Source organism: Paraburkholderia azotifigens, assembly GCF_007995085.1.
Classification (GTDB): domain Bacteria; phylum Pseudomonadota; class Gammaproteobacteria; order Burkholderiales; family Burkholderiaceae; genus Paraburkholderia; species Paraburkholderia azotifigens.
The window spans coordinates 1-22,378 of record NZ_VOQS01000003.1 but is presented as its reverse complement, the minus strand read 5'-3'; the positions used below and the strand labels follow the sequence as shown (position 1 = coordinate 22,378).

The window sequence follows — 22,378 nt, the reverse complement described above, 5'->3', positions numbered from 1 at the left end:
TGCAGGCCCGACGATCAGGCGCGCGACGTCAGCAGTTTGAGACCCGCGAGTCCGAACACGACGGCCAGACCGCCGTCGAGCCAGCGGCGAATCGACAGATACACGCGGCGCGCGACGGGGGTCGAGAAAAGCGCGGCGTAGCTGCCGAACACCAGCATGCCGATCGCGAGGCAGCCGGCGACGGTGGTCAGCATATGCGGCGCGCCGCCATTCGCCGGCGACGCGAGCGCCACGACCGAAATCCACACGAGAATCGCCTTCGGGTTCGTCAGATGCATCAGCAGGCCGCGCGTGTAGATGCGCCGCAACGACAGCGGCGCGCCCGCTTCCCGCGTCTGCGCGGCGCGCGCTTGCAGCGCCGAGCGGCCCGACTTGAACGCGAGCCACAGCAGATAACATCCGCCGAAAATCTTCAGGCCGACCATCAGCCCCGAAAACGCCAGCAGCGCCGCCGACAGACCGAGCGCCGCCAGCATCGCCCAGAAGAACGAGCCGCACACGACGCCCGCCGCAAAGGAGAACGCGGCCTTGCGTCCGTCCGTGCTCGCGATCGACATGATGGCGAGATTGCTCGGACCGGGGCTCGCCGTGCCGAGGAAATACGCCGAGTAGGCGATCAGGACGTTGGCGGAAAGGATCGGCAGGCTGGTCATGGAGTGGGCGCGTCCCGTTGACGAAGTGAGCTAACGATTGTCGCCGCTGGACGCGTCGGGCGAAATGGACAATTGGCCGTTTGCCGATCAGGCCAGCCGTAAGGAACCTGTCGGACAGTGCGTGAGCGCTGCGCCGTGGATTCAGTGCCGTGCGGCTCGCGTCAGGTCCGGCCAGCAACGCGCGGCGATGCGCGCGTGATACGCCATCAGCGCCGGATGCTGCAAGACGAAATCGCGCACCGGGCTGTCGAACGGATGCACGGCCGTCGTGTGGATCCACGCGAAGCCGGTTGCGTCGATCGTGCCCGGTTCGTCGCCGAGCAGAAAGGGCTGGTCGCCGAGCAGATCGGCGACGGCCTGCCATCCGTCGATGCCCATGCGCGCGACTTCGTCGTAGCTATGCCGTCCCGTGCCTTGCTCCCACACCTGCCGCAGCACCTTGCGGCGGATCAGGGGCAGCAGCAGCGGCGCGAGCGCGCCGACCAGCGGCCGCGCGGGCGCAGGCGCGGTGCGCTGCGCGTAGTCGGTCAGGATCGGCTTGTAGATCGCCATGTTGGCGTCGACGGCCCAGCGGAAGTACACGGTCACGAAATAGAGGTGCGTTTCCAGCAATGCCTTGATCGCGGCGGCTTGCGCGCGTTGCTTCGGGTCGAGCCGCGCGTCGTTCAGCGCCTGCGGGTAGCGCGCTTGCAGATAGCCGATGATCGCGGACGATTCGCACACGGTCACGCCGTCGATCTCTGCGACAGGCAGCTTCTTTTTCGGCATCGCGTTGAGATTGCCGATGCGTCCTTCGTACGGAATGTTCGACAGTCTTAGCCACGTTTCGAGCTTGACGACGAACGGACTGAGATCGGGCGGCATCGCGCCCGAGGCGTCTCCGAACTTGTACACGATCATGGCGTCTCCTCGTACCTGATGGTCGCGCTGGCCTTGATGGCCCGTTGTGCGGGCGCGGCATCGGGAATCCTGCAGGCACGCGGTCGCGCGCGTAACTTTCGTGCCAGCACCGCCTGCCGATTGTTGTATCCACGTGAACATAGATTCCCCGCGCATGCCATTGATGCTGGACGAGAGATTCATAGAATAGTCATCAAGGGGAGCCCGATTGCGTGGCCCCAGGCGATTCAGGAATCAGACGGATTGTGGAGGTTGAGATGGACATCCTCGATGTAGCGCGGCAAGCAGGTATGACAGTCGTGCTCGAAGCCCGGATAGGGCGGCAGGAGTATCACAGCGTGCATGGATCGCTGGCGGCGCTGGAGAGCTTCGCCGAGCGGGTGCGGGCATCGACGATGGAAGAAGCGCACGCTGTCGAGCAGGAGTGAAAACCGAAGAGCCGTCGGCTCGCGACGGCTCTTCTTGCTACGTGGTCTCCCGCGCCCGATCTGAGATCAGCCGCTGAACAGTTCGACGAGACAGACGATTGTCGTGAACAGTCCGATGCAGCCGCCCAATGCGACTGCGCCTTGCATGAAACCTCCTAAGTTCCCCATATAGCGCTCCGTTGTATTCTGGGTGGTGGCGCTAGTCTAATTCGAAAGAAATAAGAAAGGTAAAAGAAAGTATTCGCCGTGTTTTGGTTCGGTTTTCTTGTTTTTCACTTGTACGACGACGTACTTCAATCGGGTCATAGCGGAGGACGTAGGGAACTGGGGCGCCCTCCGGCTGCTCTGCGCTCTCCGTCAGACGCGTCTTCTCGTGTCACTCGGCTTTTCGGCCCACTGCGCCGCTTTTATGCCAACTTCGCTGGCGCAGGGCATCTCGCCCGCGCCCGCTGCGAACGTGCGTATGCCGCCGGCTTACGCGAACTCTTCGCCACGATGCACACCGCGTTTCCTCCCGATAGCGGACGCTCGACGTCGCGCGAATCGGAGGGCCATGATGGAGAGTGCATCGAAAGCGCGCTCAGCCGCACGCCGATATTCGATTCGGCGCGCAAGAGAACAAATAGATGTTCGAATGAACATGGCGAATCGGTCGTTCGAGCCTTTGTCATTCATCGCTACAACTGCCTGGGAGCCGCGTAAGACCGCGCTACGACTCGCTCTTCAGGCAGTTTGTCGGATGCGAGATATGGTTTTCCCTGGTATCCGAAGCACGTTCAAGTGATACGATGACCGATGATAAATGCCGTTTCGATGTTCGAATTCGCGCATTGATCGGTTTCGACGCCGGGCGGCCTCAGACCCGGCCCGTAAAAGGAATGGAGACAGAGTTGAAAACAATCATTGGCCTGCGCTGGTGGATCATCGCGCTCGTGTGCCTCGGGACGATCGTGAACTACCTGTCGCGCAACGCGCTCGGCGTCATGGCGCCGGAGCTGAAGACGCTGCTGCACATGAATACGCAGCAGTATTCGTATGTCGTCGGCGCGTTTCAGATCGGCTACACGATCATGCAGCCCATCTGCGGGCTGGTGATCGACCTGATCGGTCTGCGTCTCGGCTTCGCGCTGTTCGCGTGCCTGTGGTCGGCGACGGGCATGCTGCACGGTCTGGCAAGCGGCTGGCTGTCGCTCGCGGCGCTGCGGGGGCTGATGGGCTTGTCGGAGGCGGTCGCGATTCCCGCCGGCATGAAAGTGGTCGCCGAATGGTTTCCGAACCGTGAGAAGTCGGTCGCCGTCGGCTATTTCAACGCGGGCACGTCGCTCGGTTCGCTGTTCGCGCCGCCGCTAGTCGTGTTTCTGTCGTTGCGCTACGGCTGGCAGAGCGCGTTCGCAGTGACGGGCGCGATGGGTTTCGTGTGGGCGGCGCTCTGGTACGTGTTCTATCGCTCACCCGCCGATCACAAACGCATCGGCGAGAAAGAGCGCACGACCATCATGGAAGGGCAGACGCCGACCGTCGCCTCTACGCAGGACAAGCGCCGCATCCGCGAAGTGCTCGGCACGCGCCGTTTCTGGGCGATCGCGCAGGCGCGCTTTTTCGCCGAGCCGGCCTGGCAGACCTTCAGCTTCTGGATTCCTCTCTATCTCGCCACCGAGCGTCATATGGATCTGAAGCAGATCGCGCTGTTCGCATGGCTGCCGTTCCTTGCCGCGGACCTCGGCGGCCTGTTCGGCGGTTATCTGTCGCCGTTTTTGATGAAGCGGCTGCGCGTGCCGCTGATCTGGTCGCGCATCGCGGGCGTCGTGCTGGGCGCATTCATGATGATCGGACCGGCGTGCATCGGCCTGGTCGCGTCGCCGTACGAAGCCATCGCGCTCTTCTGCGTCGGCGGTTTTGCGCACCAGATGATCTCCGCGCTCGTCAATACGCTCGCCGCCGACGTCTTCGAGCCAGGCGAGGTCGGCACGGCAGCCGGTTTTGCGGGCATGGCGGCGTGGATCGGCGGACTCGGCTTTTCGCTGATGGTGGGCGCGCTCGCCGACAAGATCGGCTACACGCCGCTGTTCGGCGCGCTCGGCGCGTTCGACCTGATCGGCGCGACGCTGCTCGTCATCCTCATGCGCGGCGTGACGCGCGATGCCCGTCTGCAACGCGCCGGAAGAGGCGCGGGCAGCGCGGCCTGAACTGACTGAACTGACTGAACTGGAAATACATCATGGCTACGCTGAAGAATCGACCGCGTTTTTCGGTCTCCGAACCTGGCGCCGTGCAAGCGGGCGCAGGACAAGCGGGCGCAGGACAAGCGGGCAAACCGGTCGTGCTGTGCGCCGCCGACGGCGCCCGGATCGAACTGTTCGTGCTTGCCGACGACATCATCCGCGTGCTCGTGCTGCCGAAGGGCGAAGTGCGCGGGCCGCGCACGTGGGCAATCGCGCCCGGTCTGGACGACGTGCCGCTCGAAGGCCGTGACCGGCGCGACCTGACCGGGTTCGAAGCGGCCGCGTTCAGCGCAACCAGCGACGCGGAGCGGCTCGTCGTCGAAACGGCGAAGGTGCGCCTGACGGTCGCGCTCGACGGCGGCTTCTGTTCGTGGGAGATCGCGCGCGACGGCGCGTGGCATCACGTGATGAACGACCGCAAGACGCAGGCGTACAACTTCGGCTGGTGGGACGAGCGCGTCTATCACTATGTCGAGCGGCAGCGCGGCGAAATGTACGTAGGTCTCGGCGAGCGCGCGGGCGCGCTGGATCGCGCGAACCATAGCTACGAAATGCGCAACATCGACGCGATGGGCTACAGCGCGCGTAACACGGACCCGCTCTACAAGCACATCCCGTTCTACGTGACGTGGCAGCCGCAGACCTCGATGGGCTTTGGTCTCTTCTACGACACGCTCGCCGATTGCCGTTTCGACATGGGCCGCGAGCTGGACAACTATCACGGCCACTACCGGCATTTCGTCGCCGGGCATGGCGATCTCGACTACTACTTCATCGCGTCGGCGGATACGCCGCTGCACGCCGTGCGCCGCTTCACGTGGCTCACGGGCCGGCCCGCGCTGATGCCGAAGTGGGGCCTCGGCTATTCCGGCTCGACGATGAGCTACACCGACGCGCCCGACGCGCAGCGCCGCATGGGCGAATTCATCGAGCGTTGCCGCGAGCATGACGTGTTGTGCGATTCGTTCCATCTGTCGTCGGGCTATACGTCGATCGGACCGAAGCGTTACGTGTTCAACTGGAATCACGAAAAATTCCCGGACATCGAAGGGTTCGTGCACGGCTATCTGCGCGAGGGCGTGCGCCTGTGCCCGAACATCAAGCCATGTCTGCTGCAGGATCACCCCGCGTTCGACGAAGCTGCGAAAGCGGGGCTGCTGATCCAGTCGCGCGACGGCGAGCCGACGTGGGTGCAGTTCTGGGACGAAGTCGGCGCGTATCTGGACTTCACGAATCCAAAGACCATCGACTGGTGGAAAGCACGTGTAAAGGACAGCCTGCTGCGCTATGGCATGGCGTCGACGTGGAACGACAACAACGAGTTCGAAATCTGGACACCCGACGCGATCGCGCAAGGCTTCGGCGAACCGTTCCCCGCGCAGCAGGCGAAGGTGCTGCAAACGCAGCTGATGATGCGCGCCTCACGCGACGCGCAACGCGAGCATGCGCCGCAGACGAGGCCGTTCCTCGTGTCGCGTTCGGGCGGCGTCGGCATGCATCGCTATGTGCAGACGTGGTCGGGCGACAATTACACGTCGTGGGAAACGCTGCGCTACAACCTGAAAATGGGCCTCGGGCTCGCGATGTCGGGTGTGTCGAACAGCGGCCACGACATCGGCGGATTTTCGGGTCCGGCGCCCGAGCCGGAACTGCTGTTGCGCTGGGTCGCGTTCGGCATTTTCCTGCCGCGTTTCAGCATCCATTCGTGGAACGACGACGGCACTGTCAACGAACCGTGGATGTATCCCGAAGCGACCAGCACGATCGCGGGCCTCATCAAGCTGCGTTACCGGCTGATTCCGTATCTGTATGAACTGCTATGGCAATCGCATCGCTCGTACGAGCCGGTGCTGCGCCCCATGTTCGCGGAGTTTCCGAACGATCCGCGTTGCCTCGTCGACGGCGACGACATGATGCTCGGTTCGTCGCTGCTCGTGGCGCCCGTCGTCGAGAAGGGGCAGCGCGAGCGCGAGGTCTGGCTGCCGGCTGGCGCGCGCTGGGCGTCGTACTGGAGCGGCGAAGTGTTCGACGGCGGACAGGGCATCACGCAACCCGTGCCGTTCGAACAGCCCGTCATGCTGCTGCGCGAGGGCAGCGTGATTCCGCTGAACATCGCCGAGCAGCACTTCGCGCAACCAGCCGACGAACGCGCGTTCATGGCCGTGCCGTTCGAGGGCACGGGGACCGCGCAAGGCGGCTGCGTCGAAGACGACGGCGAAACGGAAGCCTGGCGCGACGGCGCGCAAGGGCGCTGGAACGTCGCGATCGCCAGCGACGCGAACACGCTGCGCATTTCGATCGAACGCGAAGGGCAGATGCCGTTCGACCAAAGCGAAGTGCAGCTCAGCGTGCCCGCGTCCGACACGCGCGCGGCGACATGCACGAACGGCGCAGTCACGGGCGATACGGTCGTGAACGGCTGGCGCCGTCTCACGCTGCGTCTCGCGAACTGAGCCACGACATCGACACACACCACAAGGGCGGCCGGCAGGCCGCATCACAAGCAGGAGACTCACAAGAATGAAGACTTCGAGATGCACGCGCATGCGTGCAGTGGCCCTCTCATGCCTGCCGTTTGCAGGCGCAGTTCTGTCGACGGGCGCGATGGCGCAAAACAGCGTCACGCTGTACGGCGTCGTCGATAACGCGTTCGCCTACTCGAGCAACCAGCGCGGTCACTCGAACTTCTACATGAGCCAGGGCAACCTGCAGGCGAGCAAGTTCGGTCTGCTGGGCGCGGAGGAACTGGGCGGCGGCACCAAGGCGATCTTCCGGCTGGAAAGCGGCTTCAACTCGCTGACGGGCGCGCAGAGCAGCGCAGGGGTCATCTTCAACCGGCAGGCGTACGTCGGCTTGAGCAACGACCGGTACGGCACGGTGACGCTCGGCCGGCAGTACACGCCGTACTTCAACATGGTCGGCGCGCTCGGGCCGACGGGCGTGCTGACGGGCGCAACGGGCGCGCACCCCGGCGATCTCGATGCACTGGATACGACGCTGCGGTTCAACAATTCGATTGCCTATGCGTCGCCGACCATCGCGGGCCTGTCGTTCGGCGCGCAGTACGGACTCGGCGGCGTGCCGGGCAGCGTGACGAACGGCAGCAATTTCAGCGCGGCGCTTCGCTACGATTACCAGGCGTTTTCGGTGGCGGCGGGCTACGTGAAGCTGAAGGACATCACGACGAGCCAGTCGCTCGGCAGCTTCGCGGTCAATTCGCCCGTGAACAACGGCTACGCGAGCGCGAGCAGCACGCAGATGATCGCGGCCGCCGCCCGCTACAACTTCACCCCCGATCTGATGGTCGGCGTGAACTACTCCAATGTGCAGTACGCGCCGGGTTCGCATTCGCTGTTCGCGAGCGAGGCGGTGTTCAACACGTATGGCGCGATCGCCACCTATCGCTTCACGCCGTCGGTGATCGCGGGCATCGGCTATAGCTATACGCGCGCGAGCAAGGCGAACGGTATCGACGATCCGGCGCAGTATCACCAGATTTCGCTCGAGCAAACCTACAGCCTGTCGAAGCGCACGACGCTCTACGCGCTCGAGGCGTATCAACTGGCGCGCGGCAAGTCGCTGATTGCGTCGGGTTCGGGCACGACGATCGCGGATGCGGTGGCTGTCGTCGGCGATTCGCAGAATACGACCCCGTCTTCGGGGCCGTCGCAGTTCGTCGGGATGGTGGGGATTCGTCACGCGTTCTGAACGCGGCTCGATCTTTGGCGATCTGACGCCGGGCGTCGCGAGAGGGCGACGCCCGGCGTTTTAACGCATGCGGTAGAAAGAGCGAGATCAGCCCGGCATCCGATACACGGCGCAAAGCTTGTTGCCGTCTGGATCTCTCAGGTAGGCGAGGTATACGCCGCCGGGTTGTGGGCCACGCGCGCCGGGCGGATCTTCAACCGATTGCCCGCCATTCGCGACGCCCGCTGCGTGCCAGCGATCGACCTGCTCGGCCGACTGGCAGGAAAATCCGATCGTCCCGCCATTGGCGATCGACGCCGTCTGACCGTCGATTGGCTGCGTAACGAAAAATGCCCCGGTGCCCGTCCGATAGACATAGCGACGGCGGCGCGCGTTGTCGTCGCTGCGACCTTCGCCCGCGCCGAGTATGCCAAGCACGGCGTCATAGAACTGCTTCGCTTTCTCGAGGTCGTTGGAACCGACTACTACGTGATTGAACATTGCGTGCTTCTTCCTTCGATAACCAGATCGTGCGTCCGCGACGCTGAGGCTCGCAGGCGCGGGCGACAAGCATAAACGGGATAGTCGCCTCTTGTCGCCACTGCGTTCCATCAGGCCTCGTTCGTGACAGCCGCATGCACTTCGAGCGAAGCGCCCGTGTTCTTCTGCCACGGCGCTACCGCGAGCACGGAGGCGAGCACCATCAGGCCGCCGCCCATCCAGGCGGACAGCGCCAGATGCTCCCCAAGCCATGCATACGCGAACAACGCGCCGAACGCCGGTTCGCTTCCCATCAGCAGCGACACACGTGTCGGGCTGCTGCGCTTGACGGCGAAGTTTTGCGCGAAGAACGCGAACAGCGTGCAGGCGATCACGAGATAGGCAATGCTCATCCAGAAAACGCGATGTCCCGCCAGTGTCGGCAGCGCGCGCCATTGATCGGGCGCGGCAATGAGCGCAACGATGACGCTGCCGAGCGCGACCGCGCCCGCCTGAAGCGCCGTCACCGACAACGGCGCGAGCGCCGGGTCGCGCATCACACGTTTGGTCACGCACACCATCAACGCGCGAAGCAGCGCTGCCAGCAGAATCAGCGCGTCGCCGGCTGTCGGAACCGACACGCCGCCGCTCACCAATGCGGCACCGGCCAACGACAAGCCGACGGCGATCCACTCGACGGGCAACGGCTTTCTGCGCAACAGCGCCCACTCGACGAGCGGCGTCAGCACGACACACAAGCTGATCAGAAACGCGGCATTCGACGCACGCGTCAGCGATATCCCGAACGTCTCGGCCAGAAAGATGCCTGGCAGCAAGACGCTCGCGCCCAGCGCGCCGACTAACGACGATGCCTTGACATGCCGCAGCGATCGCAAGGCCGGCGACAGCACGACGAACGTCAGCCCGAAGCGCAGCGCGAGCAGCCCCAGCACCGGATAGAACGCGAGCGCGACTTTCACGACCCCATAACTCGTGCCCCAGACCATCGCGACCGCGAGCAGCATCAGATCGGATATCCAGATCAGGTTTCCTTGTTTCGACACGGCAGACCTCTGTTTCTTGTTGAACGGTCCTGATTGTCGAGCGTTGCATGCAAAACTATAATCCGGTCTCGCGGAACATCTTTTATGTCGCGAATGCACAAATGCATGCGTTGATCAGAGGACGACGATGAATCCCACTGAGCTTTTTGCGCTGCTGCCGGACATGGCAACCTTTGCGCGTGTCGTCGACTCCGGCAATTTCTCCGAGGCCGCGCGCCAGCTGGGCAGCACGCCGTCGACGGTAAGCCGGCAGATCAAGCGCCTCGAAGAAGCGCTCGGCACGCGCCTGCTCGAACGGTCGACCCGCAGCATCCGCGTAACGGATTCGGGCGCGCAGGTCTACGGGTACTGCCGCGACATCGTCGGCGCGGCGTCAGGCGCCGTCGACGTCGCCGGGCAAGTGGTCGGCGAGCCGCGCGGCAAGGTCAGCGTGAGTGCGCCGATCGCTTTCGCCCGATCCGTGATCCATCCGCTGATCCCCGGGTTTCTGCGCGACTGGCCCGACGTGGACGTGCAACTGGTGTTCGCCGACCGCGAAATCGATCCATTGCGCGACGATGTCGATATCGTGATCCGGCTGACGCGCTCGCCGCCGTTGGGCCTGGCCGCGCGGCGGCTCGGCACGGTGAAGTGGCTGCTCTGCGCATCTCGCGCCTATCTCGACGCGCGCGGCACACCCGTCGAACCGGGCGATCTCGCCCGCCACGAATGCCTGTATCTCGGCGAAACGGTCGACGACAATCGATGGCATTTCCGGCGCGGCACGCAAACGCAGTCACTCGAAGTGAGCGGCCGTTATATCGCCAACGATGTGGGCGCCCGACTCGATGGCGCGCTGCAGGACTTCGGGATTGCGAGCTTGCCCGACTTCGCCGTGGCCCCGGCACTGGAGCGAGGCGATCTGGTGCAGGTTCTCGCGGACTGGGAGTTCGAGGCGCGTTCGTACATGGGCCCCGTCTGGCTGCTGTATCCGCCAAACCGCTTTCTTCCTTCGAGGGTGCGGGCGTTGATCGATTACCTCGCCAGCCGCTTGAACGACGGCGCGGGCGAGTGACGGCCTGGCCAAACGGCCAATGATCATCAACAGGAATTGCGCAAAAACCTGTATGAATATACAGTGCCGATGTGCGATTACAGAGGAACATGCGTCATGGATATGCGTGTGCATCAACCCGTGGGTCATCCGATGCCGGAGATCGCGGCGTTCGTCGCGAATCTGAAGTCGGCGTTCGGCGAACGGGAAATCGACGAGGCCATCCGTCGCGGCAAGGCGGGTGAGCCGACGTTCTATGCGTGTGAGAATGGACGGTCCGTGGGTACCGCGGGTGCATCCGTGGCGGGCGCGGTCGACGCGCGGGAGAGTGAGCAATGAAAGCAGGTCGTCTGTGGATTGGGCTTGTTGCGCTGACTCTGACTGCTGCGGCGCACGCGGAAAAGTACGTCGAAATCTGGAATCCGCCGGAAGCACGAGGACACGTGGGGGGCTCGCAGGCTCAAAAGCCCTTGCGGCCGCATGCGCAAAAGCCTTCGACACCACGGCTCGCGAGGAAAGTGACTGAACCTGGCAATGCGACTGCCGTGCATGGCGCGTCGTCGGTGGTGTCGAACAAGCGGCCTGGCAACCGGATCATTCCGCGCAAGATCGGTCCAGATGGCAACGTGTTTCGCGTCTGACGGAAGCAGGGGAAGCAGGCCGGCGGCGATCGCTTCAATCCGGGTTGATCCGGCTTGATCCGGTTAATCCGGTTAATCCGGTTAATCCGGGTTATGCGGACAACTTGCTAAACTGCTTGTCCCTGTCCGCCGGGGCGTACGTTTTCCTCTCCGGCACGCTTGCAGCGCAACCACCATCGCACATCGCATCACGCATCATGAGTGCCACCGTCCGCCGTATCGCGCATCTCGACATGGACGCGTTCTACGCATCCGTCGAACTGCTGCGCTATCCGGAACTGCGTGGCAAGCCGGTGGTGATCGGCGGGGGACGCAATGCGGCGCCCGAAACGCTGGCCGACGGCACACGCCGCTTTGCCCGGCTGAAGGACTATGCGGGGCGAGGCGTCGTCACCACTTCGACCTACGAGGCGCGCGCGTTCGGCGTCTTCTCGGCGATGGGCATGATGAAGGCCGCGCAACTCGCGCCGGACGCCATCCTGCTGCCTACCGACTTCGATTCGTATCGCCATTACTCGCGTCTTTTCAAGGCCGAAGTGGCGAAGTTCACGACGCGCATCGAAGACCGCGGCATCGACGAAATCTATATCGATCTCACTGACGTGCCCGGCGATGCCGCCGACATCGGCTCGCGCATCAAACACGCGGTGCGTGCCGCGACGGGCCTGACGTGTTCGATCTGCGTCGCGCCGAACAAGCTGCTGGCCAAAATCGGTTCCGAGCTGGACAAGCCCGACGGCCTGACCATCCTGACGCCCAACGACATTCCGTTGCGCATCTGGCCGCTGGCCGCACGCAAGATCAACGGCATCGGGCCAAAGGCCAGCGAACGGCTCGCCACGCTCGGCATCAATACGGTCGGCGATCTGGCGCATGCGGCGCCGGACCTGCTGCAGTCCAACTTCGGGCTGAAGTATGCGACGTGGCTCACGCACGTCGCGCAGGGCATCGATGAGCGTCCCGTGGTGGTCGAATCGGAGCCGAAGTCGATGAGCCGCGAGACGACCTTCGAACGCGACCTGCATCCGCGCCATGACCGGCCTGCGCTATCGGAGTCGTTCACGCGGCTGTGCGTGCGCGTCGCGGAAGATTTGCAGCGCAAGGGCTATGTCGGACACACGATCGGCATCAAGCTGCGCTTTGACGATTTCTCCACCGTCACGCGAGACCTGACGCTGCCCGTCGCGACATCGGATGCCGCCGCGATCCGGCGAGCAGCCACCGAATGTCTGAAACGCGTTGCGCTAAGCCGCAAGCTGCGGCTGCTCGGCGTGCGTGTGAGCGGCTTGTCGCTGGCAAGCGAACAGGCGCCGCCGCTGCCCGTCCAGGCAGAGTTGCCGTTCACGGCGTGAGACGGGCGCGCGCGCCGCGTCGTCAACTGCGTCGGACCCGCATACCGTTCAGCCGACCCATCGACACACACCACCGCACGATACGCGCCGCAATCGTGCCGCTGAGCGGGCCCGCATCGATTCGCGCGGTCGCCGCGCATTCACCCGTCGCGATGATTTCGACATACGCCTCATACGGCAACACATGACAGCCGCCTTCGTGAAGAACGACCGACACCTTGGGCGCATCGCCGAGCAGCCAGTCGAGCGAGCCGTCGCGATAGCTCAGCCGCAGCGTGCCGTTCAGCACGATGATTGCGCTGCCGCGTTTGAACCAGTTCGCGTGGATCTGTCCGGGGGCGTATGGTTGGTCGAAGGGTTTCATCGCAAGCTCACAGTTCAAACGTTCAAACGCGGGTCAACGGAGCGGCCCAAAAGAATCGAGGGCCACGTCGACAGCGTAAAGATCGCTTGCGCAACACAACAGACTCACGGCTTTAGAATCTGTACCGATACAGGAACCTGTTTTTCCGCTCTGTTCCGGTCTGAATTGCCGCGGTCTGTATCTGGCGATCTGTCCTTGCAGCACGCACGATCCATCGGATGACTCTGTTGAACGACGAACCTCTTCTTACGCACGACGAAACGGAATGCCTCGCGGATCCTCGATCCGGCGCGCCGCTCTATGAACGGCTCGCCGAGCACTATCGCCGCGTGATCGCGTCGGGGACGCTCGCGCCCGGCGACCGGATGCCATCGGTGCGCGCGCTGATGAGCCAGCATCGCGTGAGTCTGTCGACGGCGATTCAGGTGTTCCGGCGTCTCGAAGACGGCGGCTGGCTGCAGGCGCGGCCGCGCGCCGGCTACTTCGTACGACGTCCGGGCGCGTCGAAACTGGCTACCGTCGCCGAGCCCGACATCCCGGCACTCCCCGAGCCTGCGCGCTATGTCGGTTTGCACGAGCGCATCTCGCGCGTGATCGAGCGTGCGCAGGCGTTTCCGGAGGCGCTCAATCTCGGCGGCGCGACGGCGGACGCCGCGCTCTATCCGACCGGGCGGCTGCAGGCGCTGGCATCGCGCATCCTGCGCCACAAGCCGACGCTGCTGACGGAAGTCGGCGAAGATGGCGGCGCGGCGGAACTCAGGCAGGCCGTCGCGAAGCGCGCGTTGTCGTCGGGCGTGACCGTCTCGCCCGACGACGTGCTCGTGACGAGCGGCGGCGTCGAAGCCGTGAACCTCGCGTTGCGCGCCGTCGCGCAACCGGGCGACACGATCGCCGTCGAATCGCCGGCATTTTTCGGTCTGTTGCAGATACTCGAAAGCCTCGGGCTGCGCGCGCTCGAAATTCCGACCAGCCCGACCACGGGCCTGTCGCTCGAAGCGCTGGACATCGCGCTGACCGCGTGCCCGGATCTCAAGGCGCTCGTCGTCGTGCCGAACCTGCAGAATCCGCTCGGCTGCGTGATGCCGGATGCACGCAAGGCCGAACTCGTCGAGTTGTGCGCGCGCCGCGGCATCGCGCTGATCGAGGATGAGCCGTATCGCGAGCTGATCGAACCGGCGCAACGGGCGCTGCGGGCGCAACCGGCGCGGCCGCTGAAGTCGTGGGATCGCGATGGCGGCGTGATCTACTGCGCGTCGCTGAACAAGGTGCTCGCGCCGGGCATGCGGCTCGGCTGGATGTCGTCGGGGCGCTGGCACGCGCGCGTGCGGCTGCTGAAGTTCGCGCAGACGCGTCATAACGAATCGCTGGCGCAGTTCGTGGCCGCGGAATTCATCGGCTCGGGCGCCTACGACCGGCATCTGCACCGCTTGCGCGAGAAGCTGCGCGTGCAGCGCGAGGCGAGTGCGGACGCCATCGGCCGTTATTTCCCCACTGGCACACGGCTGAATCTGCCGCCGGGCGGGTTGCTGCTGTGGGTCGCGCTGCCGGACGGCAAATCGTCGGATGCGCTGTTCGAAGCAGCCTTGCCGCACGGCATCCGCATTGCGCCGGGCTCGATCTTCTCGAATTCGGAGCGGTTTCGCTCGTTCATCCGCCTCAGCTGCCCCGCGCCGTTCGATGAGCGGATGGACGCCGCGTTTCGTCAACTCGGCCGTCTGGCTGCCGACCTCGGCTGAACATGACGCGCCTCGCATGAGCGGGGCGCGTCGCTTCATCCGTCACCGCGTTGTCACGATGCGCGTCTACTTTCGAAACGAATCCCATACAAAACTTTCAGCGAGCGGTCTCGCATCGGATCAGAGCCAGGCTCCAACCGCGCCGCTCCGTCCGGCAAAAGGAGGTGAATCATGAAACTCGCATGGCTCGCGGCGGCAGGCCTGATCGGCGCGCTGTCGTTTTCCTTCGCGCACGCAGCCGACGTCACGGGCGCAGGCAGCACCTTCGCCGCGCCGATCTACACGAAATGGGCCGATGCCTATCAGAAGACGGGCGGCGGCCGCATCAATTACCAGGGCATCGGCTCGTCGGGCGGCATCAAGCAGGTGCTGGCGAAGACCGTCGACTTCGCCGGTTCCGACGCGCCGCTGAAAGACGACGAACTCGCGAAAGACGGCCTGTTCCAGTTTCCGACCGTGGTCGGCGGCGTGGTGCCCGTGGTCAATCTGCCCGGCATGAAGCCAGGGTCGCTGGTGCTGTCGGGCCCCGTGCTCGGCGATATCTACCTGGGCAAGATCAAGAAGTGGAACGACCCGGCCATCGCCGCGCTCAATTCGGGCACGAAGCTGCCCGACACCGACATCGCCGTCGTGCGCCGCGCCGACGGCTCCGGCACGAGCTTCATCTGGACGCACTATCTCGCGCAGGTGAACCCAGACTGGAAGAGCAAGGTGGGCGAAGGCACGACCGTCAACTGGCCGACGGGCACGGGCGGCAAGGGCAATGACGGCGTCGCGGCGTTCGTGCAGCGGCTGCCGGGCGCGATCGGTTATGTGGAGTGGGCGTACGCGAAGCAGAACAAGATGACCTACACGTCGCTGAAGAACTCGGCGGGCGCCGTCGTCGAGCCGAAGACGGAGAGCTTCAAGGCGGCAGCAGCGGGCGCCGAATGGTCGAAGTCGTTCTATCAGATCCTCACCGACGAGCCGGGCAAGGATGCGTGGCCCGTCGTCGGCGCGACATTCGTGCTGGTGCATTCGGCGCAGGACAAGCCGGACCGCGCCAAGGAAACCCTCAAGTTTTTCGACTGGGCGTTCAGGAACGGCAACCAGACGGCGCAGGAACTCGACTACATCACGCTGCCGGATGCCGTCGTGTCGGAGATTCGCACGCAATGGAAGGCGAAGGTCAAGGACGCATCGGGCAAGCCGATCGCCGATTGATCGGATCAAACGATACAAAAACGGGCCGGCGCGCAATCACGCCGGCCGTCATTGAACAGTAACGGGGCATCGCGATAATGCGAATCCTGGCCTGAGAGCAATCGGAACGGGCGTGAAGCGCGGCGTCGGCTAGCTGCGGCGAAGCGCTACCGCCAGCCATTCCGTTTGAAGCCAGAGACGTACCAATGACCATTCCCATGCTGACCACACACCGAGGCTATCGCCTGCAAGCCAGCGCTGCTGTTGGCGACGACGGTATGCACGCAGCCGACCTGACCATCGAAAAGCCGGGTCTGCCGCCTCGCATCTTCAATGCACTCGACTTCTTCTACGACGGCGAACAGGCGCTCAAGTACGCGACTGCCTGGGGCCGCATCTGGGTCGACATGAAGGGCTGACCCGCGGCGTGGCCCGGAGCACCTCGCGCCCGACGCGGCTCGCCGAAGAAGCGTCGGCCGCCGCGCAGTCGATGGCGGAACAGGCGCGCGCGCTGCGCGAAGCCGTCGCCGTGTTCACGACGCCCGACGCAGACGCTTGGCACGCGCGATAAATTCATACGATTAGCAGCGCGAAGCACCCCAAAATTGCCGAGTGTATGCCTGCGCACACTGTCAATTTTGCGACGCTCGACCCATGCGTTTATGCCCTATAAGATGGCGCGTGACGCAACACGTCTATTTGCTGGCCGATTTTGCATCGGGCCGGCGGTCCGATTCGTATGACGAACGAGGTGCAGGCCCTACCTGCACGATGGACGCCTCGCCGCCGTCGCGTACCGCGCCGCCACGCGCCTGATTCCTTCGAACACAGACGGCTTGCCGGGAAGGGCTGCCCGGCGCATGAGAGGGACGTGGCATGTTGAACAAGTTGATCGACATCGCGAGACACATTCGACGCAGCGAGCGCTTCAAACATTCGATCAGCACACCGGGCCGCATCACGCTGCACGCGCAGCAACGTCTGAATCGCGGCTACTTCGCGATCGAGATTCGCGCGCATTCGGGTTTCTTCTCGGTCATGCAGATGGTGCTGTTCATCCTGATGTACTGCGACGAGAAATGCCTCACGCCGCTCATCTCCGCACGCGGCGGCATTTACGGCGATTCCGAAGGCCAGGTCGACTGGTTCGGTGAATACTTCGATACCGTCGGTGTGCCGGCGTCGCCGGCATCGAACCGGCGGCTTCGGACGTCGGTCGTGCACGATCTGGGCGGACTCGGATTTCGCCGCCGCTACGAACCGAAGCTCGAACTGCGCCACGCGAGCGCACTGTTCCGCGCGCATTATCAGCCGACCGCGCCCATGCGCGCGGAAGTCGAGACGATTCGCAGGCGCCTCGGCATCGGCGCGGCGACGCTCGGCGTGCATTTTCGCGGCACCGACAAGAAGCTCGAAGCGCACACCATCGGTTGGGAAGACTTCTGCCGGCTGATCGAGCGCACGCTCGCCGAAGAACGGCAACTGACGAACATCTTCGTGTCGAGCGACGAACAGGCCTTCCTCGACTACTTCGTCAAGCGGGACTTCCCGGTGCCCGTCAGCGTCGCGCCCGCCAGGCTGCTCGCGACGGGCGGCACACCCGTGCATTTCAGCGGACATCCGGGGCTCGCGATCGGCCGCGAGGCGCTCGTTGCGAGTTTGCTGCTGGCGAGCTGCGGATATCTGCTGAAGACGCCGTCGTACCTGTCGGCATGGTCGAAAATCTTCAATCCTTCGCTGCCCGTCAAACTGGCCGTGCCGCCGCGCGAAGGCGCGTTCTGGTTTCCGGACAGCCAGATCTGGACCGAGCAGCAACTGCGTCGTCACGATGCAGTCGAACCGGGCGTGCGGGTGCCCGACCAGAAAACCGCCTGAACTTCGCGGCGCACGCCGCTCGCTGAACCGCACGGCCGGGCGCGTTATGCGGCCTGGCCCACAACGGCGCTTAAAAGCTGGCCTTTGGCTGCGTACGCAACCGGCCGGCGCGCTCGCGCTCGCGTAGAATCATCACAAAATACCAGCACGGCAATCGGGAAGGGCGTGAAGATTCACAGTCATTACGACAATCTGAAGGTCTCGCGGGATGCTCCTCAAGAGGTGATCCGCGCGGCCTACAAGACCTTGAGTCAGAAATATCATCCTGACCGGCGGATCGACGATCCCGATGCCGAGCGGGTGATGAAGATCATCAACGCGTCCTATGCGGTGCTAAGCGATCCCGTGCAGCGCAAGGAGCACGACGAGTGGCTCGCGCGCAAGGAACGTGAAGCGGCGGCAGCGGCTGCACCGCCTCCGCCGCTGCGTTCCGCAGCGTCGTCACAGCCAAAGAGTCAGCAAAAAGGTCAGCAAAAGGGTCAGCAAACTGCGCGGCAGACCAGCTGGCAGGCGGCCGCGCAGACGAAGCGCGAGTCCGCGCCGCGCCCGCAGCCCCGTTCGAGCGCGTGGACCTCGCAGGCGCGCGTCGATCCGCGTGCCGCGCAGACCAGGCCGCGCGCGGCAGCGGGCTTTTCACTGCGCAGGATTTCGCTGCGCAGCTGGATCGCGATCGGCGTCTGCGCATTCTTCGGTTATGTCGCGATTTCGGAGTCGATGACGCCGTGGCCGTTCACGCGCAACACGTCCACGTCGTATGGATCGCCGTATGGCTCGCCCTATGCCCGCGATCACGCGGATGCTGACGGCAAGCGGCGCGCGCTGGCGGCGATGTCGTCGGCACAGGCGGCGACCTCACCGTGGACCAACGACGTCTCCGTCGCCAGCAGCGATGCTTCGTCTGCCCGGCCGACCTTCGCAAGGCCGGCGCTCGGGCCGAACGGACTGCCCTGGCCGTCGACGGCGTCGTATCTCGACGGCATGCCTGTCGGCGCGGACGGCGGCCATTCGTCCGTCACGATCGACAATACGTCGAACCGTTTCGACGTGTTCGCGAAGCTCGTCTTCAACGCGTCGGTGTTCGACCAGCCGGTGCGGCACTTCTTCATTCCGGCGGGCAAGAGCTTCACGCTGGCGGGCGTGGCGCCGGGCAGCTACGACGTCCGCTATCAGAACCTCGACGACGGCGGCCTGTACAAGTCACAGAATTTCGCCGTTACCGAACAGGACAGCGGCAACGGCGTCGACGCGACGAACGTCAGCATCACGCTGTACGCGGTGCCGGGCGCCGTGCAGCCGACGACGATCGGCCGCGGCGACTTCTAGTCACGCCCGTCATCGGCGGCCGCACCGCGTTTCACTGCAGTGTTTCGCCGCCTCGCACCACCACGCTCTGCTTGCCGTCGATGCTGACGGGCACGTCGCCGTGCACCGTCGCGCGCCGCACGACGCGATGCGCGTCGCCGTAGTCGTTGATCGCGTAATGCTGGGTCGCGCGGTTGTCCCAGATCGCCACGTCGCCTTGCGTCCAGTTCCAGCGCACCGTGTTTTCGAGCCGCGTGACGTGGTCATGGAAGACCTGCAGCAGATGCGCCGATTCGCTCGCCGGGAGACCCTTCAGACGCTGCACGAAATGACCGAGCACGAGCGAGCGCTCGCCCGTTTCGGGATGCACGCGCACGACGGGATGCTCCGTTTCGTAGACCGTCGACGTGAACACTTCGCGATAGCGCTTCAGCTGCTCGCCGTCGGCATTCGCGTGCGACGACGCGTAGTCGTACGCATTCGTGTGCAGCGCCCACAGCGTGTCGGCCAGCCGGCGCAGGGGCTCGGGCAGATGCTCGTACGCGGCAGCCGTGTTGGCCCACACCGTGTCGCCGCCATAGGGCGGAATCACGACCGCGCGCAGGATCGAAATCTTCGGATACGCGTCGACGAAGGTGACGTCCGTATGCCACGAGTTCGCCCGCGCGCCGTGCTGCGAGTCGAGTTCGAGCAGATGCCGGCTGCCGTCGACGGACGGCACGGTCGGATGTGCGACAGTCTCGCCGAAGCGCCGCGCAAAGGCTTCCTGGCCGGCGTCGTCGAGATGCTGCTGGCCGCGGAAGAACAGCACCTTGTGCCTGAGGAGCGCGGCGTGGATGGCATCGAAGGTCTGTGCATCGATCGCGCCGGACAGCTTGATGCCCCGGATCTCGGCGCCGATGCGCCCGGCTACGCGGCGCACGTCGAGCGTTTCGGGCGCCGCATGCGCGGCGATGGCGCCCGCGTTCGACGAGGCAAGGGCCGTTTGCGTATTCGACATCTGACGTCTCCATGTATAGGGGAGCGTTCATTCAAGCAGCCCGCCCGCACAAAGGGAACTGACGATTCATGCGAACGTGTCCACGCAGACTGCGCTATCGATAGTGCGATTCGTGCTATGGACGATGCATGGCGGGCCTGACGGGCGCGCGCATGCGACAGCGCTTTCCCGTCCCGGCAATCGAGCCTTCGACGGGAAAGCGCATGGTTTGAAAAGCGCGCCGACGCATTACTGTGGCGCCATCTCCGCGAGCTTGAGACGCTCGCGCGTACGCGGGCTTTCGTAGATGGTGCGCGCTCCCGGCATGTACCACGCCGAGTGCAGCATCCGGATGAACATCGCTTCGGCGTCGGCGATGTGGCCGTCGGCCTGCGCGCCTTCCTCGCACAGCGCGATGATCTCGCGGCGCAGACGCCAGTCCTTGATGTCCTGCGCGAGACCAAAGATCACGGCAGGGTCGAGGCGGCACGTGTCGCCCCAGTTCAGATAGGCGGTTGTCGTCAGGTCTTCGCACATCTGCTGCATGACCGCGAGGAATTGCGCGCGGCTGATGTTCAGACGCTCTTCCATGCCGTAACGGTCCAGCGCTTCCAGTTCGTCGATACCCACGTGTCCGTCCGACAGCAGGCAGGCGGCCACGAGGCGGGCTGCCGCCTCGGGACTGTCGCTTCGATAGTGACGCATTGCAGATCTCCTTTCCTTTGCTTCGATTCGATCGATGACGTTCGACGGCGTGTGTTATGCAATCCAGTCGCGCGGCATGACGCTCGAGTGCACGTGGAACGGATAGTCGGCGTCGTCGGTCATGCGCATGCGGCGTTCGAGCTCGGCAAGATCCGGCGACGACGCGAGCCAGGCTTCGCGTTCGCTTTCGCGTGAGTGGGTGAGCAGCGTGCCGAAACGGCGTGCGATTTCGCTAAACATGGTGTTCTCCTTCAGTAGTGCCATGAGAGATGAGCTCGCCGGTCAACCGTGTTTGCGGGTCGGCGCGGCGGCGTGCTTGCGATGCGCGGGCTGGGTTTCAAGTGCCTTGAGTCGCCTGAGATCGGGACGCTGCATCGACGGAATGCATCGTAGGCGGGCTGAATTAGCGGGAAATGAGAGCGATGCGAGGCGCTGTTCTTCGTGCGATGACCCGCTGTATCAAGACGTGATGCAACGCGTGGGACGCGCTAATTCTTCGCTCACTCTCGACGCACAGAATGCGAATCAACCGATGCGTCAATGACACGGCATCGGATGTCAAGGAGAACAACATGAAAGGGATTCGCCACGTTGCCGTCGCCGCTGTGCCCGGCTTAGGGCTCGTGAGCGCCGCGCAGGCGCATGTGTTCGTCGGCGTCGGCATCGCGCCGGTCGTCGCACCCGTGGTGCCCGTGGTTCCGATGGCGCCTGTCGTGCCCGTGTATGCGCCACCGCCGCCTGTGGTGTACGCGCCGCCTCCGCCCGTCTATGCGCCACCCGTCGTGGTCGGCTACTGGGGCCGTCCGCATTGGGGCTATCGCGGCTACTACGGCTATTGGCGCTGAGCGGCACGACATGCGCCACGCCCTGGATTCACCACGAACATCGTCGACAGGAGCACACATCATGCACTCGAAACACATCGCTACGATCGCCGCCGCAGCCTGCGTGCTGTCTTTCGTTTGCGGATGCGCGGTCGCTCACGAGGGTTATTTCCTGAGCCGCCATCCCATCATCGCCGCGGCCGATTTCGACTCGCAGCAGGCAATCGAACAGATGCGTGCCGCGCAGCGCGCCAACAGCGACGACATGGGCGGCCATGCGGGACGCGCGATCCAGTTGCTGCAGGACGCGCGCCAGGAAATGCAGGCCGCTGCCGGAGCAGCGCATTGATGTACAGCAGGAGCGCGCCGAAACGGCCGCTAATTCATGGCTAATTGTCGGGCTCTACGATGTGCTTCATCGCAAGGGCTCACCTGATGAACTTCTGGAGGGAAACATCATGAAAACGCTGATTCAAACCGCTGCCGTCGCTATGGCACTCGCATTGCCCGTCGCTGCGTTCGCGCAATCGAATGCACCCGTCACGCGTGCCGATGTGCAGGCGCAACTCGAGCAACTTGAAAGCGCGGGCTACAACCCGGCGGCCGACAAGGTGCATTATCCGGCGGGCATCGAAGCCGCCCAGGCGCGCATCGATGCGCAGCACACGGACGGATACGGCGGCGTCGCGGACGGCTCGTCGCAAGCGGGCGCGGGTTTTCATCCGCAATACGACGTCGGGATGAAGTCGATCTATGTCGGACATTGAGGGCTTGCGGAACACCTCGATCCGCACGATGAAAACCGCGGGCGCGCAGAGCAATCTGCGCGTCCGCATCATTGATTCCGCAACCAGGAGCGCGCGCCGTGCGGTGTAGAATCGGCTCGCCGAAAGGCTCGCCAAAAGGCTCGCCCAAGGGCGCGGCAAAAGGCTCGCCCGACGCCTTGCCAGA

Annotated in this window: 25 protein-coding genes; 17 read left to right on the top strand and 8 right to left on the bottom strand. The window is 64.3% G+C overall.

Annotated elements, in window-relative coordinates; genetic code table 11:
- Positions 1–14: 14 nt before the first annotated feature.
- Both FRZ40_RS17330 and FRZ40_RS17325 read right to left on the bottom strand, forming a co-directional pair.
- Positions 15–653 (bottom strand): LysE family translocator, encoded by a 639-nt coding sequence (locus FRZ40_RS17330; protein WP_028364847.1) that lies wholly within the window; start codon positions 651–653, stop codon positions 15–17.
- Positions 654–794: 141 nt separating this feature from the next.
- Positions 795–1,553: a glutathione S-transferase family protein gene (locus FRZ40_RS17325; RefSeq protein ID WP_147234947.1), complete on the bottom strand. Its 759-nt coding sequence runs from the start codon at positions 1,551–1,553 to the stop codon at positions 795–797.
- A 257-nt stretch (positions 1,554–1,810) separates the two neighbouring features.
- Here FRZ40_RS17325 and FRZ40_RS44425 point away from each other — a divergent pair, with 257 nt between their 5' ends.
- The 4 genes from FRZ40_RS44425 to FRZ40_RS17310 all read left to right on the top strand — a co-directional run bounded on the left by FRZ40_RS44425 (position 1,811) and on the right by FRZ40_RS17310 (position 7,911).
- Complete coding sequence (locus tag FRZ40_RS44425; protein ID WP_167528677.1) at positions 1,811–1,981, top strand: hypothetical protein; 171 nt, start codon at positions 1,811–1,813, stop codon at positions 1,979–1,981.
- An 890-nt stretch (positions 1,982–2,871) separates the two neighbouring features.
- Complete coding sequence (locus FRZ40_RS17320; protein WP_028364844.1) at positions 2,872–4,167, top strand: MFS transporter; 1,296 nt, start codon at positions 2,872–2,874, stop codon at positions 4,165–4,167.
- Between the two features lie 32 nt (positions 4,168–4,199).
- Complete coding sequence (locus FRZ40_RS17315) at positions 4,200–6,656, top strand: glycoside hydrolase family 31 protein (protein ID WP_147234946.1); 2,457 nt, start codon at positions 4,200–4,202, stop codon at positions 6,654–6,656.
- A 67-nt stretch (positions 6,657–6,723) separates the two neighbouring features.
- A complete protein-coding gene (locus tag FRZ40_RS17310; protein WP_147234945.1) occupies positions 6,724–7,911 on the top strand; it encodes a porin in 1,188 nt (395 codons plus the stop codon).
- A gap of 87 nt (positions 7,912–7,998) precedes the next feature.
- Here the strand turns inward: FRZ40_RS17310 and FRZ40_RS17305 are convergent, their stop codons facing one another.
- On the bottom strand, positions 7,999–8,391 hold the full coding sequence (locus FRZ40_RS17305) for a VOC family protein (RefSeq protein ID WP_028364842.1): 393 nt from the start codon (positions 8,389–8,391) through the stop codon (positions 7,999–8,001).
- A gap of 110 nt (positions 8,392–8,501) precedes the next feature.
- Complete coding sequence (locus FRZ40_RS17300; protein ID WP_147234944.1) at positions 8,502–9,434, bottom strand: DMT family transporter; 933 nt, start codon at positions 9,432–9,434, stop codon at positions 8,502–8,504.
- Between the two features lie 127 nt (positions 9,435–9,561).
- On the opposite strand from FRZ40_RS17300, the gene FRZ40_RS17295 reads away from it, so the two are divergent.
- The 4 genes from FRZ40_RS17295 to dinB all read left to right on the top strand — a co-directional run bounded on the left by FRZ40_RS17295 (position 9,562) and on the right by dinB (position 12,460).
- Positions 9,562–10,488, top strand: coding sequence for a LysR family transcriptional regulator (locus FRZ40_RS17295; RefSeq protein ID WP_147234943.1), 927 nt, complete (start codon positions 9,562–9,564; stop codon positions 10,486–10,488).
- A 96-nt stretch (positions 10,489–10,584) separates the two neighbouring features.
- Complete coding sequence (locus tag FRZ40_RS17290) at positions 10,585–10,806, top strand: hypothetical protein (protein WP_147234942.1); 222 nt, start codon at positions 10,585–10,587, stop codon at positions 10,804–10,806.
- Positions 10,803–11,108 carry a hypothetical protein gene (locus FRZ40_RS17285; RefSeq protein ID WP_028364839.1) on the top strand — a complete coding sequence of 102 codons (306 nt, stop codon included), beginning with the start codon at positions 10,803–10,805 and terminating at the stop codon, positions 11,106–11,108. The genes FRZ40_RS17290 and FRZ40_RS17285 overlap by 4 nt, the downstream gene beginning before the upstream one ends.
- Before the next feature lie 197 nt (positions 11,109–11,305).
- Positions 11,306–12,460: a DNA polymerase IV gene (gene dinB, locus FRZ40_RS17280; RefSeq protein WP_028364838.1), complete on the top strand. Its 1,155-nt coding sequence runs from the start codon at positions 11,306–11,308 to the stop codon at positions 12,458–12,460.
- A gap of 22 nt (positions 12,461–12,482) precedes the next feature.
- Here dinB and FRZ40_RS17275 read toward each other — a convergent pair whose 3' ends face one another.
- Positions 12,483–12,824: a hypothetical protein gene (locus FRZ40_RS17275; RefSeq protein ID WP_147234941.1), complete on the bottom strand. Its 342-nt coding sequence runs from the start codon at positions 12,822–12,824 to the stop codon at positions 12,483–12,485.
- Between the two features lie 218 nt (positions 12,825–13,042).
- On the opposite strand from FRZ40_RS17275, the gene FRZ40_RS17270 reads away from it, so the two are divergent.
- From FRZ40_RS17270 to FRZ40_RS17250, 6 genes are all read left to right on the top strand, one after another.
- Positions 13,043–14,560 (top strand): aminotransferase-like domain-containing protein, encoded by a 1,518-nt coding sequence (locus FRZ40_RS17270; RefSeq protein WP_147234940.1) that lies wholly within the window; start codon positions 13,043–13,045, stop codon positions 14,558–14,560.
- A 171-nt stretch (positions 14,561–14,731) separates the two neighbouring features.
- Entirely contained in the window at positions 14,732–15,763 is a 1,032-nt protein-coding gene (gene pstS, locus FRZ40_RS17265; RefSeq protein WP_147234939.1) for a phosphate ABC transporter substrate-binding protein PstS, read from the top strand.
- A gap of 197 nt (positions 15,764–15,960) precedes the next feature.
- A complete protein-coding gene (locus FRZ40_RS17260) occupies positions 15,961–16,161 on the top strand; it encodes a hypothetical protein (protein ID WP_420873867.1) in 201 nt (66 codons plus the stop codon).
- A gap of 8 nt (positions 16,162–16,169) precedes the next feature.
- On the top strand, positions 16,170–16,313 hold the full coding sequence (locus tag FRZ40_RS44070; protein WP_158647014.1) for a hypothetical protein: 144 nt from the start codon (positions 16,170–16,172) through the stop codon (positions 16,311–16,313).
- 305 nt (positions 16,314–16,618) lie between these two features.
- On the top strand, positions 16,619–17,617 hold the full coding sequence (locus FRZ40_RS17255) for an O-fucosyltransferase family protein (protein WP_147234938.1): 999 nt from the start codon (positions 16,619–16,621) through the stop codon (positions 17,615–17,617).
- 165 nt (positions 17,618–17,782) lie between these two features.
- Complete coding sequence (locus FRZ40_RS17250; RefSeq protein WP_147234937.1) at positions 17,783–18,940, top strand: J domain-containing protein; 1,158 nt, start codon at positions 17,783–17,785, stop codon at positions 18,938–18,940.
- 31 nt (positions 18,941–18,971) lie between these two features.
- Here the strand turns inward: FRZ40_RS17250 and FRZ40_RS17245 are convergent, their stop codons facing one another.
- The 3 genes from FRZ40_RS17245 to FRZ40_RS17235 all read right to left on the bottom strand — a co-directional run bounded on the left by FRZ40_RS17245 (position 18,972) and on the right by FRZ40_RS17235 (position 20,843).
- On the bottom strand, positions 18,972–19,919 hold the full coding sequence (locus FRZ40_RS17245) for a TauD/TfdA dioxygenase family protein (protein WP_147234936.1): 948 nt from the start codon (positions 19,917–19,919) through the stop codon (positions 18,972–18,974).
- A gap of 228 nt (positions 19,920–20,147) precedes the next feature.
- Entirely contained in the window at positions 20,148–20,603 is a 456-nt protein-coding gene (locus FRZ40_RS17240; protein WP_028364831.1) for a tellurite resistance TerB family protein, read from the bottom strand.
- Between the two features lie 54 nt (positions 20,604–20,657).
- A complete protein-coding gene (locus tag FRZ40_RS17235) occupies positions 20,658–20,843 on the bottom strand; it encodes a DUF3563 family protein (protein WP_028364830.1) in 186 nt (61 codons plus the stop codon).
- Between the two features lie 332 nt (positions 20,844–21,175).
- Between FRZ40_RS17235 and FRZ40_RS17230 the strand changes: the two genes are divergently transcribed.
- The 3 genes from FRZ40_RS17230 to FRZ40_RS17220 all read left to right on the top strand — a co-directional run bounded on the left by FRZ40_RS17230 (position 21,176) and on the right by FRZ40_RS17220 (position 22,194).
- Positions 21,176–21,448 (top strand): hypothetical protein, encoded by a 273-nt coding sequence (locus FRZ40_RS17230; RefSeq protein ID WP_147234935.1) that lies wholly within the window; start codon positions 21,176–21,178, stop codon positions 21,446–21,448.
- Positions 21,449–21,509: 61 nt separating this feature from the next.
- Complete coding sequence (locus tag FRZ40_RS17225; RefSeq protein ID WP_147234934.1) at positions 21,510–21,776, top strand: hypothetical protein; 267 nt, start codon at positions 21,510–21,512, stop codon at positions 21,774–21,776.
- A 109-nt stretch (positions 21,777–21,885) separates the two neighbouring features.
- The gene (locus tag FRZ40_RS17220; RefSeq protein WP_028364828.1) at positions 21,886–22,194 is read left to right on the top strand and encodes a DUF4148 domain-containing protein; all 309 of its coding nucleotides are present in this window, start codon (positions 21,886–21,888) and stop codon (positions 22,192–22,194) included.
- The last annotated feature ends 184 nt before the right edge of the window (positions 22,195–22,378 follow it).